Below are 13,877 nucleotides of genomic sequence, written 5' to 3'. Positions count from 1 at the left end.
CCGCCCCGCTCAAGCCCTACCGGTCACCTGGTAGGCGTCGTCGCCCGCCAGGAACGTGGCCAGGACCGCCGCGAGTTCGGCCGGGCCGTCCTCCGGCGTGAGGTGCCCGGCGTCAGGGACGACGTGCAGCCGGGCGCCGCGGACCCGGGAGACGAACTCCCTCCCCCGCTCCACGGGGACCCAGCTGTCCTCGGCGCCCCAGCACGCGAGCGTGGGCACGACGACGCGCTCGTAGCGGCGCTCCAGGACATCGGTGTACTCCTTGTCCCGCCGCCGCGCCGCCAACTGCCGGTAGAACGCCGCCTGCCCCTCCTCGCCGAGCCACGGCCGGACCAGCGCCTCCATGACCTCCGGCCGCAGACCCGGCCCACTGGCCGTGCTCACATACGCGCGAAGCAGGGCCTCGTGCGGCCCCGCCGGAAGCCGGGCCAGCACGTCCGTGCTCTCGCCGACCTCCCGGAAGAACGGACTGCCCCACGGCGCGACCGTCACGGCGTCCACCAGCGCCAACCGCCGGTACTCGACACCATGCAGCAGATGGGCACCCAACGCGACGGCCCCACCCGAATCGTGCGCCACCACACGAGGCCGCGTCACTCCCCAGTGATCGAGCAGACCGGCGAAGACCTCACCGAGCGCGGCGAGCGACAGATCCTGGCCGGCGGCCTTCTCCGACACCCCGTACCCGGGCATGTCCCATACATATGTGGCGTACCGCCCGGCCAACCCACGGGCGACCCCACGCCACACGAACGACGAGAACGGCGTGCCGTGCAGCAGCACCACCGGCTCGGCACCAGACTCCCCGAACCGCTCCCAACGAACCGTCCCACTGCCGCTTCGATAGCTCCCGCTGAGCCGCCACTCCACCATGCCGCCACGCTCCCTTCCCGGCGCCCCGCCCGAGTGCCCGGCCACGAGCCGTTCAAGCGGCGTCAACGACTTGGTCCCGTCCGCTGCGCCTCGGCCGGAGCGGTGGGAGCGGTCAACGCGTCATCGAGGGCTGACGCCCGGTGCCCCCGGGCGCGACCGGGGCGTGCGGGACGACGTGCGGTCCACTCCGACGGCGCCCAGCGCCATCGAATGATTCCGCGGGGCGCGGGGACTCAAGGCAAACGGCCTGGCGTCCGGCGGACCAACCCCGCGGGTGCGGGGACCACACGGCACCCGCCGAAGCGGCGATGCAGCGCCTGGGACCACCCCCGCGGGTGCGGGGACCACCCTTGCTGACCAGTGACGTCATAGCGCGAGGAGCCCTCCCGCATTTAGTCGGGTTGACTCGTGGCGCTTGCGGTGACCAACGCTGGCCTTGCTCTGCGATCGTGACGGTACCGTGGCGTCGAGGCGCGGCCAACGAGTGGTACGTGGTTGAGGTGGTCAGGCTGGCCGGGGGCGACGGTCTTCCGGCAGTTCGATGATGAACCCGCGTAGCGGGGGACCGGCACCGCGTCCTCGTCGGGGAGGTGCGCGACGACGCATTCGCGGGCATCGTCGCGCACGGTGTCGGCATCCCACTGGGCCAGGCCGAGCAGGTGTTGCATGCCGTTCGTGCGCGGCAGGTCCGAAAGCAGTGCCAGCACCAAGTCCCCCACCCCGCGCCGGGTTCAACCCCGTGCGAACCGGCCTGCTATTCGGGACATCAGGGCCTCGAACGTCTCCTGCCAGCGGGCAGGGGCAGGGTCTACGCTGTGACCCGTGGCCACCGCATGATCTTCAGTCTTCGCACGCCGGTGATCATGGGCGGTCGCATCCGTCTTCACCACCCCCTCGGTCACGGCGTGCGAAGACGGGGCCGTGTCCCTTGCGTATTCCGCTTGGGACACGCAGCGTTCGCCCGCCGTCTCGTGCCAGGAGGACACATGCAACGCGGCGAAGTGTGGTGGGTCGACTTCGACGAGCGACGCCCGGTCGTGCTGCTGTCGGACGAGGAGTCATCCGAGTTCCAGGCGATGCAGGTCGTTGCTCCAGCGGGCGTCGACATGAGCGGCCTGGGCGTTGAAGTGGCGATAGGCGCCCTGGAGGGACTGCCCTTCGAAGGCGTGCTGCGGTTCGCGTTCCCGCGTCCGGGCTTTACTCCTTGCACCTGGCTGACCACCGTGGCCCGGGACGACCTGATCGAGCGGGTGGGCGTGTTGTCCTCCGCGAAGCTCAGCGAGGTCGGGGAAGCCCTTCGTGCCGCTGAACAGAGGAGGGAGTGGACGCCGATGACGGCTGCCAGGTTCCACGAGATCAAAAATGCCCGCCGTCTCGGAGGACTCGAGTAGCGGACGCCTCTGCTGACCAGCTCGATCTCGTCGACGACCGGCGGCGGCCCCCTCTCCACCGCACTCCAGCAACAAGATCACGATCCACGGCTGGAGTATGAGACCGCGAAGGGATGAATGCGGGTTGTATCGAGTGCGAGGCCGAGGCCGCGCATAGGCGCCGTTGCGTCGGGCGGTGCGGGGGAGTCTGCCCGCTGGTAGGCCCGATCGTCAGATTCGACCGGGCCTGTCATTCGCTGACTGTGACGTCAGGGAATGGAGACGCTTGCGCCGAATTCGAACGTTCCCGACGCTCCTCCTGCGGCTACTTCACCGACCACGTCGCCGCTGCAATCAGGACTGCTGTGGACAGTAGCCGTCTGGTCCGTATTGTTGATGACGATGAGCGGAGAAATGGTGGCGTTGTAGCACCCCGATGGATTCTGGTAGGACTGGGGAACAAGAGTCAATGTGCCTTGCGCTGCCAGCGCCGAAGTGGATTGAGCCATCGCCACTGCTCCGGCCACGGCGACTGACGCCAACAGGATTGCGGCACGTCGCATGGTCAACCTCCATGAGTGCGAGACCGATGCGGATCGCAATGATGGGTGTCCAAGATCTGACGTCGTGAATCTGCACTTCACCCGAAACGGTGAATAGTGAAACGATCCTCACTCCGATAGTCGGAGACCCCCATGCCGAGGAAGCCGCATGGCCCCGCTCATCCGCTAAGGGGTCGTGGTGCCTTGCCGCGCTCGTGCGGGTATCCCGCAGGATGGGGTGGTGGTGGGCGGTGGGTGCGTTCGCGAGGTGGAGGGCTGGGCGGGTGACGAGCGGCGAAGTGTGGGATCCCTTCGGGACGTTGGGGAACGCGCTGTGGATCGGGGGTGGGCAGTGGGCCGGGAAGTCGACCGTGGCGCGGTTGTTGGCCGTTCGGTATGGCGTGACCGTCTATCACTACGACTACCAGGACGCCCGGGCGCACGAGGATCGGCGGGTCGCGGGGCGGGTGGCGCGGGGGGAGCCGGTCGGGGGGCCGGGGGTGGATGACGTGTGGGTGCGCAGGACGCCGGAGGAGATGGCCGCCGAGACGTTGGCCGGTTTTCCTGAGCGGTTCGAGTGGGCGTTGGACGATCTGCGGGCGCTCGTCTCGGGGCGGCCGATCATCGCCGAGGGGTGGGGGCTGCGGCCCGAGTTGGTGGTGCCGATCGTCGACTCGCCGCGGCGGATGGTCGTCATGGTGCCGACGGACGGGTTCCGGTGGCGGCAGGTGCGTGAGTTGCCGCGGGCGGGGGCGGTCGGCCATCGGGTCAGTGATCCGGCGCGGGCGCAGGCCAACCGGCTCGCTCGGGACGAGCTCGTCGCGGCGGACGCGGTGCGTGTGGCGCGGCGGTTGGGGGTTCGGGTGGTGGAGGTCGACGGTTCGCGGGACGCCGCCGGTGTCGCGGAGGTCGTCGCGGAGCACTTCGGCCCGTATCTGCCGGGCTGAGCGTCAGGCCAGGTCGACGGGGCGGGTCCGGAGCTTGGCGGCGATGCGGGCCAGGGCCCGCTGGTCGGCGGCGGTGAGGGGGTCGAGCACGAGCTGCCGCACCGAGCGGACGTGGACGGGGGCGGCGGCGACGACCACCTCGAAGCCGGCGTCGGTGAGGGCGGCGATGGTGAAGCGGCCGTCCTCGGGGTCGGGGGAGCGCTCGACCCAGCCGCGCTGTTCGAAGCGCTTGACGACGTTGGACAGGCGGGAGAGCGAGCCGTTCGCGAGGTAGGCCAGCTCGCTCATCCGCAGGCGGCGGTCGGGTGCCTCCGAGATGTGGCTGAGGGTCAGGTACTCGAAGAGCGTCAGGCCGGCCTCGCGGTGCAGTGGCGACTCGAGGCGGCCGGGCAGCAGCAGGACGAGGGAGACCAGGCCGGTCCAGGCGTCCTTCTCGTCCGGGGTGAGCCAGGGGGCCTCGTCCGGGTCCTGGGGGGCGGGGGCGGCGGCCATGGGGGCAGCCTACCAAGCGATCGAATCACTTCACATGTGAAGTCATTGCGTGGTAGGTTCGCTTCATGGTTGAAGTCAATGAGTCCAGTCCCGAGTTCTTCGTCACGCCCGGCTACGGTGAGCGGCAGCTCGCCGCCATGCACTACAGCCAGGCGGTCCGGACGGGTGACCGCGTCGAGACCTCGGGCCAGGGGGGATGGGACGACGACTTCGTCTTCCCCGAGGACCTGGAGGAGGAGATCGTCCGGGCCTTCGACAACGTCGAACGCACGCTGGCCGAGGCCGGCGCCGGCTGGCGGGACGTCGTCGCCGTGAACTCCTACCACGTGCCGGCTTCCGCCGGGTTCATCGGCGAGGACCACAACCGCGTCATGGTGGAGCAGTTCCGCCGGCGCATGGGCGACCGCGCGCCGATCTGGACCGAGATCGGGGTGCCGGCGCTCGGCGCGCCCGGGATGCGCGTCGAGATCCGGGTCACCGCCGTCGTCGGGCGCGGCGCGTGAGCCGCGCCGCTCAGGCCGGTGGCCGGCGCCAGATGAGGGTGTACCGGAACAGGAGGTGGCGGCGGTAGCGGGAGCCGGGGAGGAGGTCGGCGGCCAGGGCCCGCATCTCCCGGTAGGTCGCCGGCGGGGGCCAGACGGTGGGGGAGGGGTGGTGCCAGTGGCCTTTCGCGGCGCGGTGGGCCGCGTTGCCGACGACGCCGGCGAGGACGTGCGGCAGGTCCTTGGGGAGGGTGTCGCGGGCGAGGCCGACGATCGCGAGGACGCCGCCCGGGCGCAGCAGTTCGCGCATGCGGGTGAGGCCGGTGGCGGCGTCCATGTGGTGCAGGGTGGCCACGGAGGCGATGACGTCGAACGAGGCGGGTTCGAAGGGGTGGGTGAGGAAGTCGCCGAGGACGTAGTCGATGTCGTCGTGGTGGGCGCGGGCCTCGTCGATGCTGGGGGCGTGCAGGTCGATGCCGGTGACGTGCGGCACGGTCCGGCGGATCTCGCGGGCGAGCATGCCCTCGCCGCAGCCGACGTCGAGGGCGCGGCGGGCGCCGTCGGGGATCGCCTGGAGGACGCGGGGGTGGTAGTGGATGTTGTGGTTCCACCGCCTGTCGTTCTGCCTGTCGTGCTTCGCCGTCATGGGGCCATTCTCACCGCCGTCGGTAGGCCCTGGCGGCCCGGACCAGGGCGTTGTGGGTGGCCCTGGTCCGGTCGCGGGCGGCGGTCAGGGCGGTCTCGACGTCCGGGGTGAACCCGCCTTCCGTGACCGGGCCGAGTTCGATGTCCGACAGGTCGATGGCGGCCCAGGCGGCCGCCTCGGCGCGCTCGATCAGGTCGCGGTCGGTGGTGACGAGGGCCAGCGCGTCCCGGGCGTCGGTGACCTCCGAGCGGGCGCGGTAGCGGGCGGCGCGGTCCTCGCGGGTCTCCGCCCGGCCGTCCCTGATGTCCGCGACCAGCAGCCAGTGCAGTTCCCGGTAGAGGACTATGGCCTTGAGCAACTGGCGGACCTTGTCGGCCAGTTCGTCGCGGTGGCGCTCGGCACGGGCCCGGCGGTCCAGGTGTTGTTGGGAGAGGACGCCGAGCACCGTGCCGGCGAGGGTGCCGAGTACCGCGACGATGCTCGCCCACATGGCGTCGTGTCCCCCCTGCTGGTCGTTGCGGTGATGGTAGTCACCCCTCGCGGGCGGCGGCCTCGGCCTCGCGCTCGGCCTGGCGGAGATCCTCCCTGGCGCGGTCGAGCGCCGTCGACAACTCGTCGACGTGGCGCCGGGCCTCGGCGAGGCGTTTCTCGGCGGCCTCGCGCGCGGCCCGGCGGGCGCGGGCCTCGCGTTCGGCCTCACGCGCGGCCGTGCGTTCGGCCTCGCGCTCGGCCGCGCGGCGCGCCGCCTGGTCGGGCTTCCGTCTCCGGCGGGTGGTGGTGGCGCCCTCGGACGTGATGGTGGGCAGGTCGGCCGGGGCGTGCAGCGGATGGGTGAGGTGGCCCGCGCTCCAGGCGCGGGCGGCCTCCGGGTCGGCGAGCGCGGCCAGCAGGGTCCCCTCGACGTCCCGGCGGGCCGCCTCGCCGAGGCGGTGTCCCGCCTCGGCGGCCGCGTCCGCGGCCTGCTCGGCGAGCGCGGCGACCAACGCGTGCCGCTGCGCGAGCAGTTCGCGGAGCCGGTCGGCGTCGAGCTGCTCCTGGGCCCGCCGCAGCGCCTCGCCCAGGGCGAGGAACCGCTCCTTCTCGTCGGCGTGGGCGCGGACCAGGAGGTTGCTGGCCCAGGCGGCGAGCGTCGGCCGGCGGAGGGCCTTGACGCGCCGGGCCAGTTCCCGGTCGCCGGCCCGGCGGGCGCTGGCGGCGGCCGCGTCGCGGCGGACGGTGAAGTCCTCGGGGGCGAGGCCGTAGAGCTCGTCCAACACGTCGTCCAGGTTCGGGTGCGCCACGGGTGCTGTTCCCTTCGCAGAGCCGTCGGTGATGCGGTCTCCTGGCGGATCATCACATTCGGTGCCGGTCCGGGCCGCCGAAATCCGGTCGACGCGCCGGTGGGCGGTCCGTACCGTCGCCGGCATGAAGCTGCTCTCGGTCAACATCGGCAGGCCCCGGTCCAATCCGTGGAAGGGACTCGGGGCGACGGGCATCGACAAGCGTCCCGTGGCGGGACCGGTCGCGGTGAGCGCGCCGGGGCCCAAGGGCACGGGGGCGGTCGGCCTCGCGGGGGACCGGGTGTACGACGTGGCGCACCACGGCGGTGACGACCAGGCGGTGTACGCGTACGCCCGCGAGGATCTCGACACGTGGCAGGCCGAGTTGGGCGAGCCGCTCGGCAACGGCACGTTCGGCGAGAACCTGACGACCCTGGGGGTCGACGTCAACGGCGCACTGATCGGCGAGCGGTGGCGGATAGGTCCTGACGTGGTGCTGGAGGTGTCGTGCCCGAGGGTCCCGTGCGGGACGTTCCAGGGGTGGCTGCGGCAGGAGGGCTGGATCAAGCGGTTCACGCGGGCGGCGCTGCCGGGCGCCTATCTGCGGGTGGTGGAGCCGGGGGAGATCCGGGCCGACGACCCGGTCGAGATCACGCACCGGCCGGACCACGGCGTGACCGTGGCCGTCACCTTCCGCGCGACCACGCTCGAACCGGAGCTGCTGCCGCGGCTGTCGGCGGCCGACGCGCTGCCGGAGGAGATCAGGGAGCTGGTGGGCAGAAGGACCGGGAAGCGGCGGTGACGCGCCGGGCCGGCACTCAGGCGGCCTGGCAGAGCGACGCCGGGTCGGCGGGGGTGGCGCGCACCGGGTGGGCGGCGCGGACGGTGGCCGTGGCCCGCGAGCGGTTCCGGGCGAAGACGACGAGGCGTAGCACCACGAACCGCGCGACACCGGCGAGCGCGGAGGCGGACAGGTAGACGACCTGTTCGAGCAGCGCGCCCGGCGCCGCCACCAGCTGGTGCAGGACGAGCATCGCCACGGAGGTCAGCGCGTAGGCGGCCGCCGCGGAGCCGGCCGACTGGGCGTGCTGGCGCCAGGTCGCGCGCCCACCCGCGCCGAAGGTGAAGCGGGCGTGCAGCTCGGTGGCGAGGAGGGTGGAGACCACGGTGATCAGGGCGTTGGCCAGGACCCAGGGGATCCAGGAGGCGAGGGCCGCCACGGCGAGGCTGGAGGCGAGGCCCACGCCGCCGCCGCAGAGCACGAAGCGGGCGAAGGCGGCGAGCGCGCCGGGGGCCGCCTGCTGTTGGCTCCGTGCTGACTCCATGGTCCCGACCCCTTCGATGGTCTCCGCGGAGCGCGGGCCGCGCCGACCTGCGGGGCAACGGGTGCGCTCTCGATGGCGCCATCATGGCACATGTGTGGCGCTATGGCGAGCCATATTGCTGCGTCGGCTGGGTCGCCTGTGGTGCGATGTGGTGGTGGGACGGGTGAAGACGCAGGTCAGCGGGGTGGTGTGGCCGTCGGGTGGGTCAAGGGTGTGGCGCGCTCCGGTCGCCGCCGGAGGCGGGTGCCCGCGCCCGTGGTCCCACGGGCGATGACTTTTGGCGCATGCTGGCGCATGGTGGCGTTATAGAGGTGCCATCGTGTCGCCGCAGCTGTGGGGCGCCGCGTCCGCCGCGCGGTCCATGGGGCGCCGGGGGCGGTGGCGCCGGCAGGTCGCCTCGTCGTGCCCGGCCGCGGCGGTCAGCTGCCCAGATTGACGTCCGGGGCCTCCATGGCCGCCTCCTCGATGTCCCAGCGCGCGAGCAGTTCCGCGTAGGTGCCGTCGCGCATCAGCTCGCCCAGCGCGTCGAAGACGGCACCGCGCAACTCGACCTGTCCGGCCGGGATCGCGATGCCCCGGGCGCCCCGCGATCCGCGGTCGAAGCTGACGCTCAGCCCGGCGTCCGGGTTGTCGGCGGCGGCGTAGTAGGCGGCCTGCGTGTAGACCATCACCGCCACGTCGGCCTCGCCCGCCTCGATCGCCTCCGCCATCTCGTCCCTGGTGCCGACCGGCACGAGTTCGGCCGGCGTCGGGCAGTCGGCGGTGTGCTCGGTCACCGCCTCCGCCTGCGGGGTGTCGTCCCCGTCGTAGAGGGTGACCCGGGTCCCGCACAGGTCGTCGAGGTCTCCGGAACGCTCCGGGTCGGGGCTCATGACGGACCAGCCGTCCATGATGTGGTTGACGAAGTCGACGCCCAGCGCCTCGCGTTGCTGCTCGTCGTCCACGAGGTTGCCCACCGCGATGTGCGCCGCGGTGTCGCTGACCTGCTGAACGGCGGCCCGCGCGGCGGCCTCACTGCCGTCGGCGAGCTCCAGGGTGACGGACATGCCCAGGCGCTCGCCGATCGCCTCGACGAGGTCGACCTCGAAGCCGACCGGCTCGCCGCTCTCGTCGTCGATGAAGAGGAGCGGCTCGTGCGTCTCGTTGGCGTGCACGGTGAGTTGGCCGCCCGCCCACGCGTTCTCGCTCTGGCCGCTGGTGGCCTGCTGGTCGTCGCCGTCGTCCCCCAGGTTGGTCACGAGCAGCCAGCCGGTCAGCGACAGCGTCACGGCCGTGGACACGGCGGCCAGCGCGAGGCGTCCCCGGCGCGGGCGTCGTGCCACCGGTTGGGCCATGGGGGGCGTCTCGGGCATGGGGGGCGGCTCCGGCGTCCCGGTGCGCCAGGCATCCGCCGGGTCCAGTGTGGTCCCTGCCACGACCGAGCCCGGCGGGAACGATGACTCGGGCCCGCGAGAGGACAGCAGGTTCCGGGGCGAAGGCGGCTGTCGCCCCCAGACCCCCTCCGGCCGGTCGACCCCCGGGCTCTCGAAGTCGTGCAGGCGCGTCGACGCCCGCGCCAGCAGCGCCGTGAGCTCCGCCGGCAGCCAGTACGCGTCGCCGGCGCGCTTCCTGGCGAACGCCGGGAGCCCGGAGAGCGGCAGCCGCTGCGCCGCGTCCTTGGCCAGGCAGTGGAGCACGATGGTCCGCAGGTCGCCCGTCAGGGGACCGTCCTCGGGGCCGAGGTGGGGCGCCTCGTGCAGCACCCGGTACATCACGGTGTGGTGCTCGGCCCCGTCCCACGAGAAGGGCGGCATCCCGGTCGCCGCGTAGGCCAGCACCGTGCCCAGGGCGAACACGTCGACCGCGCCCGTGAGTTCCTCGCCCCTGATCTGCTCGGGCGGCATGTACCCGGGGGAGCCGGGCCCCCTGCCCGTCTGCGTCAGCGCGGTGGCGCCCACCGCGCGCGCGATGCCGAAGTCGATGACCTTCGGCCCGTCCACGGTCACCATCACGTTCGACGGCTTCAGGTCACGGTGGATCAGTCCGCTGCCGTGGACGCTGAGCAGCGCGTTCGACAGGCCGTGGGCCAGCGCCCACACGGTCCGCTCGGGCAGCGGCCCGTGCAGCGTGTCCACGACCTCCCGCAGTGACGCGCCGTCGACGTAGCCCGTGGCGACCCAGGGGACGTCCGACTCGATGTCGTGGTCGAGCACCGGCGCCGTCCACTGGGCGCTGACCCGCCGCGCGGCCTCGATCTCGGCGCGGAACCGCCGCCTGAAGTGGGGCTCCAGCGCCAGGTCGCGGTGCACGACCTTGACCGCGACGGTCCGCCCGCCGGGCGACCTGCCCAGGAACACGCGGCCCATGCCGCCCTCGCCCAGCCGCGCCATCAACCGGTAGGGACCGATGACCGACGGGTCCCCCGGATGCAACGCCTCCATTGCCGTTCCCCCTACGCGATGCCACGTCGAACGTGCCCGATCACGGTCGCCTCGCTCCGGGCGGCCGTCGCGTACGCGGGAGGTGGGCCGCCGGGGTCGGCGTGTCGCGGACCATCATGACGCGTCGTGGCTGGGGTGTCACCGAGTTCAGGAGGTTCCGGCGGTGAGGATCTCGTGTTCTCCCGGGGCGATGTCGGGGCGGAGGACCTCGGCGGTTCCGGGACGGAACAGGACCACCTCGCCCGGGGCGAGCCGGGAGGTGAGCCCCGCGGCCTCCGCGCCGAGGAGACGGCCCACGGCGTCGGCGTGGTCGGCGCCCAGCGCGAGGAGGACGTCCGGGCGGCGCCAGAACGCGGCGCCGCGCGGCGGGTTGCGGGTGACGTGCAGGACGGTGCGCCAGGGGCCGGCGGCCAGGGCGGAGGACGGGGCGCGGCGCTGGTCGCTGACGAGCGCCTGCGGACCGGCGTCCACGCCCGGCGGCGCCGGGGTGTGCCGCGGCCAGGCCGCCGGGTCCTCCGCGAACGCCAGCCGGTCGCCGGCCGCCAGGCGGATGCCCTGCCAGGGCCCGGGATCCCTGGCCGCGGCGGTCACCAGCGCGCCGGTGGCCAGCAGACGCAGCGCGATGAGACGGCCGAACAGCGACTCGCCGATGGCCGCGACGCGGGTGCCCGCGGGACCCGGGCAGGGCAGTGCCACGGGCCGGCCGTCCCGTCCGGTGCCCAGGTGGACGCCGGCCCGGGCGGGCGCGAGCGCGAACGGCGCCTCGACGTCGTCGTCCCAGGCGGTCTCGGGGAGCGTGGACAGGTCGGGCGTGGCCGGTACGGGGGCGGCCGGGGCCGCGCCGGTGCCGCCGCGCGGGCCCGGCCGGGGCGCGGACAGGTCGATGGTGCGGTCGTCGGCCGGGACGCGGCGGCGAGCGGCCGGGACGGGGGTGAAGGGGTCGGGGGCGGTCATCGTCCTCGGGAGTCTCCAGGAGCGGCGAAGCCGGTGGCCTCGTCGAGGGGGCGGGATGGGTAGGCCAACGGCAGGGTGGCGAGCAGCCCGGCGGCCTGGTCGGCGGCCGGCGGTCCGGCGACGCCCGCCGCCCGGAGCCGGTCGCGCTGCGCCATCGCGTGCTGGGCGAGGGGGCTGACCACGCGCACCGCGGTGCGGACCCGGAGGTCGCCGCCGGGCGCGGTGAGGGTGGCCGCGGCGACCACCCGGTCGGCGGCGCAGCCCTCCATGCCGGACAGCAGGCGCCGCCAGTCGTCCTGGGAGGCCACGTCGGCGGTGAGCGTCGTGTGGGTGGCCGCCGCGCCCGCCCAACCGGACGGCATCACGCGGCCGTTCGGCTCCGGGTCGCCGAGCTGCCGCAGCAGCTGGCGGGCCTGGGCCGGGTCGAGCGGCGTGGTCGGGGCGCCGTGCGCGGCCAGCCGGGCGCGCAGCCGGGCGGCGGCCGCCGCCACGGCGGCCCGCGCGCCGTCCTCGCCGCCCCCGCGCCGGGCGGCGGCCTCGGGCGCGTCGAGCGGCTCGAAGCGCACCACCAGCCAGGACCGCACCGCGACCGGGCGGCCGCCGGTGGGGAGTTGGCGGTAGGCGACGGTGGGCTGGAAGCGGTGGTGGAAGTCCCGGGACCAGACGCCGAACTGCTCCACCACCAGCTGCGCCGCCGCCGGCCTGGCCGGGTCGTCGGCCAGCCACCGGGCCACGATCCCGGCGGGCAGCGCGGGCAGCGTGCCGCCGGGGAACGCGGCGACGGCGGCGTGGCCGCGGCCGTCGGACACCACGCCAAGCCCCCGTCCTCCCGGGGTGTTGCGGTCGGCGAACTCCGTGACGGTCAGGGCCGGCAGCAGCGCCCGCGCCACGCCGAGGCCCCTGGCGCGCGGCGCGGTCGGCGGCGCCACGGCCAGCCTGCCGCGCCGCAGCCTGGCCAGCAGGCGCCGGTCGGCCCACTCCCCGCGGAACCGCGCCAGCGCGGCCAGCGCGAGCAGCGCCCCGGCGCCGACGACGGCGTACCCCCAGTGGCCCCAGGCGCCCCGCGCCGCGAGACCCGCGGCGACGCCGCCGAGCCCCGTCTCCACGGCCACCAGCCGGGCGCGGCCGAACCTGAGGCGCCGGAACCCGAGCCGAACTCTCCTGGCGCTCATTCGGCCTCACCCCTCCGCTCCTCGGCCGCCGCCTCCGGATCGAGGACCGGACCGGCCGGCAGCAGCGCCACATAGGCCGTGGGCATGGACGGCGCCGCCGCCGGGTCGTACCCCAGCCGCTCCACGGCGTCCGGCGAGGCGAACGGGTAGGCCGTGCCGCCGTCGGTGACCAGCGTGTGGGTGCCGCCCGCGCCGCCCGAGGTGACGGCGCGCACCACGGCGCCCGAGCCGGCCGGCAGGTAGATCCGGTCCAACAGTCCCAGCCGCCCGCCGTCCAGGGCCGCCACGGGCGGGGTGCCCTCCGGCTCCGGCATGGTCGGCGGCAGGTGCACGGTCGCCCGCCAGGGCACGTCGCCCGGCACGCTGCCCGGCGGGGTGGAGACGCAGACCGGCTGGTTGCGCTCCGGTGCCAGCGCCTCCGGCACCTCCTCGGGCCAGGCCGGGTCGCCGGGCTCGCCGCCGGTGCGCGGCGCGGCCGCGGCGTCGGCGAAGCTGACCGCGTGGTCGGTGCCGGGCTCGGGGACCAGCAGGGTGTGGACGAGTTCGGAGACCGGGGCGAGGCCGTCCGGGCGCACCAGGAAGTAGCGGCGGGCGACGCCCTCGTCGTCGGTGTGGGCGACGTCGCCGACGACCGCCTCGAAGGGCAGCTCGACCGACGGCTCGTCGCCGGCGCGCGGTTCCGGCTCGGGGACGGTGATCGCCGGGCCCTCGGGGACCGTGGCGACGACCTCCGAGGGCAGCCGCACGGGCCGCCGGGGCAGCCCCAACAGGTCCCGGACGGCCGGCTCGACGGCGTACCGCCGGCCCTCGGCCAGCAGCCACAGCGCGTCGTCCTCCGTCTCCACCAGCAGCGTCGCCCCGCCGCCCTCGGCGTCCCCGGTCGGCACCCCGGGCACGGCGACGTACAGCGCGGTGTCCACCGGCTCCTCGCCGGTCTCGGCGGGCGTGGCGCACAGCGTCCACGCGCCGTCGCGGAGTTCGTCGGCGTCCGGCAGCGCGTCGGGGGCGCCGGGGATGCCGACGGGCAGCCCGCGCGGCGCCTCGTCCAGGGTCGCCTGGCGCACCTCGGTGAGCCGTCCGCCGCCGGCCAGCAGCGCGGAGGCCAGGTTGAGCGCGGGATACGCCACGCCGTCGACCACCACATAGGAGTCGCCGCCGGCGCCGACCACCACCGCGCCGTCGGTGGGCAGCGCGGGGCCGCGTCCGCCGCCGAGCCAGCCGGCGATGCCGAACCCGGCGATGACGAGGACGCCGACCGCCAGGCTGGCGCCCAGCGCGCGGTTCAGTCGGCGGCGCGGGTCGAGGCGGGCCTCGTCCTCGCCCCTGAGGAGGCTGGTGCTCATCCGGCGGTTGGCGTACGCGTGCGCCTCCGCCTGCTCGCGTGTCGTTGCCATG

The 13,877-nt window shown here is 74.3% G+C and carries 16 protein-coding genes; 4 read left to right on the top strand and 12 right to left on the bottom strand.

Annotated elements, in window-relative coordinates:
* Positions 1-9 precede the first annotated feature (9 nt).
* Both RNC47_RS10500 and RNC47_RS37605 read right to left on the bottom strand, forming a co-directional pair.
* A complete protein-coding gene (locus RNC47_RS10500) occupies positions 10-873 on the bottom strand; it encodes an alpha/beta fold hydrolase (protein WP_311597638.1) in 864 nt (287 codons plus the stop codon).
* Between the two features lie 392 nt (positions 874-1,265).
* The gene (locus tag RNC47_RS37605; protein WP_394814750.1) at positions 1,266-1,583 is read right to left on the bottom strand and encodes a hypothetical protein; all 318 of its coding nucleotides are present in this window, start codon (positions 1,581-1,583) and stop codon (positions 1,266-1,268) included.
* 276 nt (positions 1,584-1,859) lie between these two features.
* Between RNC47_RS37605 and RNC47_RS10490 the strand changes: the two genes are divergently transcribed.
* On the top strand, positions 1,860-2,264 hold the full coding sequence (locus tag RNC47_RS10490) for a type II toxin-antitoxin system PemK/MazF family toxin (RefSeq protein WP_311597637.1): 405 nt from the start codon (positions 1,860-1,862) through the stop codon (positions 2,262-2,264).
* A 248-nt stretch (positions 2,265-2,512) separates the two neighbouring features.
* On the opposite strand, the gene RNC47_RS10485 is transcribed toward RNC47_RS10490, so the two are convergent.
* The gene (locus RNC47_RS10485) at positions 2,513-2,806 is read right to left on the bottom strand and encodes a hypothetical protein (RefSeq protein ID WP_311597636.1); all 294 of its coding nucleotides are present in this window, start codon (positions 2,804-2,806) and stop codon (positions 2,513-2,515) included.
* Positions 2,807-3,069: 263 nt separating this feature from the next.
* On the opposite strand from RNC47_RS10485, the gene RNC47_RS10480 reads away from it, so the two are divergent.
* Positions 3,070-3,732: a hypothetical protein gene (locus RNC47_RS10480; RefSeq protein WP_311597635.1), complete on the top strand. Its 663-nt coding sequence runs from the start codon at positions 3,070-3,072 to the stop codon at positions 3,730-3,732.
* A 3-nt stretch (positions 3,733-3,735) separates the two neighbouring features.
* Here RNC47_RS10480 and RNC47_RS10475 read toward each other — a convergent pair whose 3' ends face one another.
* Positions 3,736-4,224 (bottom strand): MarR family winged helix-turn-helix transcriptional regulator, encoded by a 489-nt coding sequence (locus tag RNC47_RS10475; protein WP_311597634.1) that lies wholly within the window; start codon positions 4,222-4,224, stop codon positions 3,736-3,738.
* Between the two features lie 65 nt (positions 4,225-4,289).
* Between RNC47_RS10475 and RNC47_RS10470 the strand changes: the two genes are divergently transcribed.
* Complete coding sequence (locus RNC47_RS10470) at positions 4,290-4,727, top strand: RidA family protein (protein WP_311597633.1); 438 nt, start codon at positions 4,290-4,292, stop codon at positions 4,725-4,727.
* A 10-nt stretch (positions 4,728-4,737) separates the two neighbouring features.
* Here the strand turns inward: RNC47_RS10470 and RNC47_RS10465 are convergent, their stop codons facing one another.
* From RNC47_RS10465 to RNC47_RS10455, 3 genes are read right to left on the bottom strand one after another with little or no spacing between them, the layout of a single operon-like run.
* Positions 4,738-5,352 (bottom strand): class I SAM-dependent methyltransferase, encoded by a 615-nt coding sequence (locus tag RNC47_RS10465; RefSeq protein WP_311597632.1) that lies wholly within the window; start codon positions 5,350-5,352, stop codon positions 4,738-4,740.
* 10 nt (positions 5,353-5,362) lie between these two features.
* Positions 5,363-5,842 carry a hypothetical protein gene (locus tag RNC47_RS10460; RefSeq protein WP_311597631.1) on the bottom strand — a complete coding sequence of 160 codons (480 nt, stop codon included), beginning with the start codon at positions 5,840-5,842 and terminating at the stop codon, positions 5,363-5,365.
* A 40-nt stretch (positions 5,843-5,882) separates the two neighbouring features.
* Positions 5,883-6,632: a hypothetical protein gene (locus RNC47_RS10455; protein ID WP_311597630.1), complete on the bottom strand. Its 750-nt coding sequence runs from the start codon at positions 6,630-6,632 to the stop codon at positions 5,883-5,885.
* Positions 6,633-6,756: 124 nt separating this feature from the next.
* Between RNC47_RS10455 and RNC47_RS10450 the strand changes: the two genes are divergently transcribed.
* Positions 6,757-7,413: an MOSC domain-containing protein gene (locus RNC47_RS10450; protein ID WP_311597629.1), complete on the top strand. Its 657-nt coding sequence runs from the start codon at positions 6,757-6,759 to the stop codon at positions 7,411-7,413.
* Positions 7,414-7,429: 16 nt separating this feature from the next.
* On the opposite strand, the gene RNC47_RS10445 is transcribed toward RNC47_RS10450, so the two are convergent.
* The 5 genes from RNC47_RS10445 to eccB all read right to left on the bottom strand — a co-directional run bounded on the left by RNC47_RS10445 (position 7,430) and on the right by eccB (position 13,876).
* The gene (locus RNC47_RS10445; RefSeq protein ID WP_311597628.1) at positions 7,430-7,936 is read right to left on the bottom strand and encodes a GtrA family protein; all 507 of its coding nucleotides are present in this window, start codon (positions 7,934-7,936) and stop codon (positions 7,430-7,432) included.
* Between the two features lie 419 nt (positions 7,937-8,355).
* Complete coding sequence (locus tag RNC47_RS10440) at positions 8,356-10,356, bottom strand: serine/threonine-protein kinase (RefSeq protein WP_311597627.1); 2,001 nt, start codon at positions 10,354-10,356, stop codon at positions 8,356-8,358.
* 147 nt (positions 10,357-10,503) lie between these two features.
* Positions 10,504-11,310, bottom strand: coding sequence for a hypothetical protein (locus tag RNC47_RS10435; protein WP_311597625.1), 807 nt, complete (start codon positions 11,308-11,310; stop codon positions 10,504-10,506).
* Positions 11,307-12,482 carry a type VII secretion protein EccE gene (locus tag RNC47_RS10430; protein WP_311597624.1) on the bottom strand — a complete coding sequence of 392 codons (1,176 nt, stop codon included), beginning with the start codon at positions 12,480-12,482 and terminating at the stop codon, positions 11,307-11,309. Before RNC47_RS10430 ends, RNC47_RS10435 begins: the two co-directional genes overlap by 4 nt.
* Complete coding sequence (eccB, locus tag RNC47_RS10425) at positions 12,479-13,876, bottom strand: type VII secretion protein EccB (RefSeq protein WP_311597623.1); 1,398 nt, start codon at positions 13,874-13,876, stop codon at positions 12,479-12,481. Before eccB ends, RNC47_RS10430 begins: the two co-directional genes overlap by 4 nt.
* Position 13,877: the final 1 nt, after the last annotated feature.

The sequence above is a fragment of the Streptomyces millisiae genome (assembly GCF_031845425.1).
Classification (GTDB): Bacteria; Actinomycetota; Actinomycetes; order Streptomycetales; family Streptomycetaceae; genus Streptomyces; species Streptomyces millisiae.
Note: the sequence above shows the minus strand (reverse complement) of the source record. Positions and strands in the feature narration are given on the sequence as shown.

What these genes read in the sequence shown, in the direction of transcription:
- RNC47_RS10435 (WP_311597625.1), bottom strand. Translation starts at nt 11,310, where the DNA reads ATGACCGCCCCCGACCCCTTCACCCCCGTCCCGGCCGCTCGCCGCCGC.
- RNC47_RS10465 (WP_311597632.1), bottom strand. Translation starts at nt 5,352, where the DNA reads ATGACGGCGAAGCACGACAGGCAGAACGACAGGCGGTGGAACCACAAC.
- RNC47_RS10470 (WP_311597633.1), top strand. Translation starts at nt 4,290, where the DNA reads ATGGTTGAAGTCAATGAGTCCAGTCCCGAGTTCTTCGTCACGCCCGGC.
- RNC47_RS10430 (WP_311597624.1), bottom strand. Translation starts at nt 12,482, where the DNA reads ATGAGCGCCAGGAGAGTTCGGCTCGGGTTCCGGCGCCTCAGGTTCGGC.
- RNC47_RS10490 (WP_311597637.1), top strand. Translation starts at nt 1,860, where the DNA reads ATGCAACGCGGCGAAGTGTGGTGGGTCGACTTCGACGAGCGACGCCCG.
- eccB (WP_311597623.1), bottom strand. Translation starts at nt 13,876, where the DNA reads ATGGCAACGACACGCGAGCAGGCGGAGGCGCACGCGTACGCCAACCGC.
- RNC47_RS10460 (WP_311597631.1), bottom strand. Translation starts at nt 5,842, where the DNA reads ATGTGGGCGAGCATCGTCGCGGTACTCGGCACCCTCGCCGGCACGGTG.
- RNC47_RS10440 (WP_311597627.1), bottom strand. Translation starts at nt 10,356, where the DNA reads ATGGAGGCGTTGCATCCGGGGGACCCGTCGGTCATCGGTCCCTACCGG.
- RNC47_RS10485 (WP_311597636.1), bottom strand. Translation starts at nt 2,806, where the DNA reads ATGCGACGTGCCGCAATCCTGTTGGCGTCAGTCGCCGTGGCCGGAGCA.
- RNC47_RS10445 (WP_311597628.1), bottom strand. Translation starts at nt 7,936, where the DNA reads ATGGAGTCAGCACGGAGCCAACAGCAGGCGGCCCCCGGCGCGCTCGCC.
- RNC47_RS10450 (WP_311597629.1), top strand. Translation starts at nt 6,757, where the DNA reads ATGAAGCTGCTCTCGGTCAACATCGGCAGGCCCCGGTCCAATCCGTGG.
- RNC47_RS10500 (WP_311597638.1), bottom strand. Translation starts at nt 873, where the DNA reads ATGGTGGAGTGGCGGCTCAGCGGGAGCTATCGAAGCGGCAGTGGGACG.
- RNC47_RS10475 (WP_311597634.1), bottom strand. Translation starts at nt 4,224, where the DNA reads ATGGCCGCCGCCCCCGCCCCCCAGGACCCGGACGAGGCCCCCTGGCTC.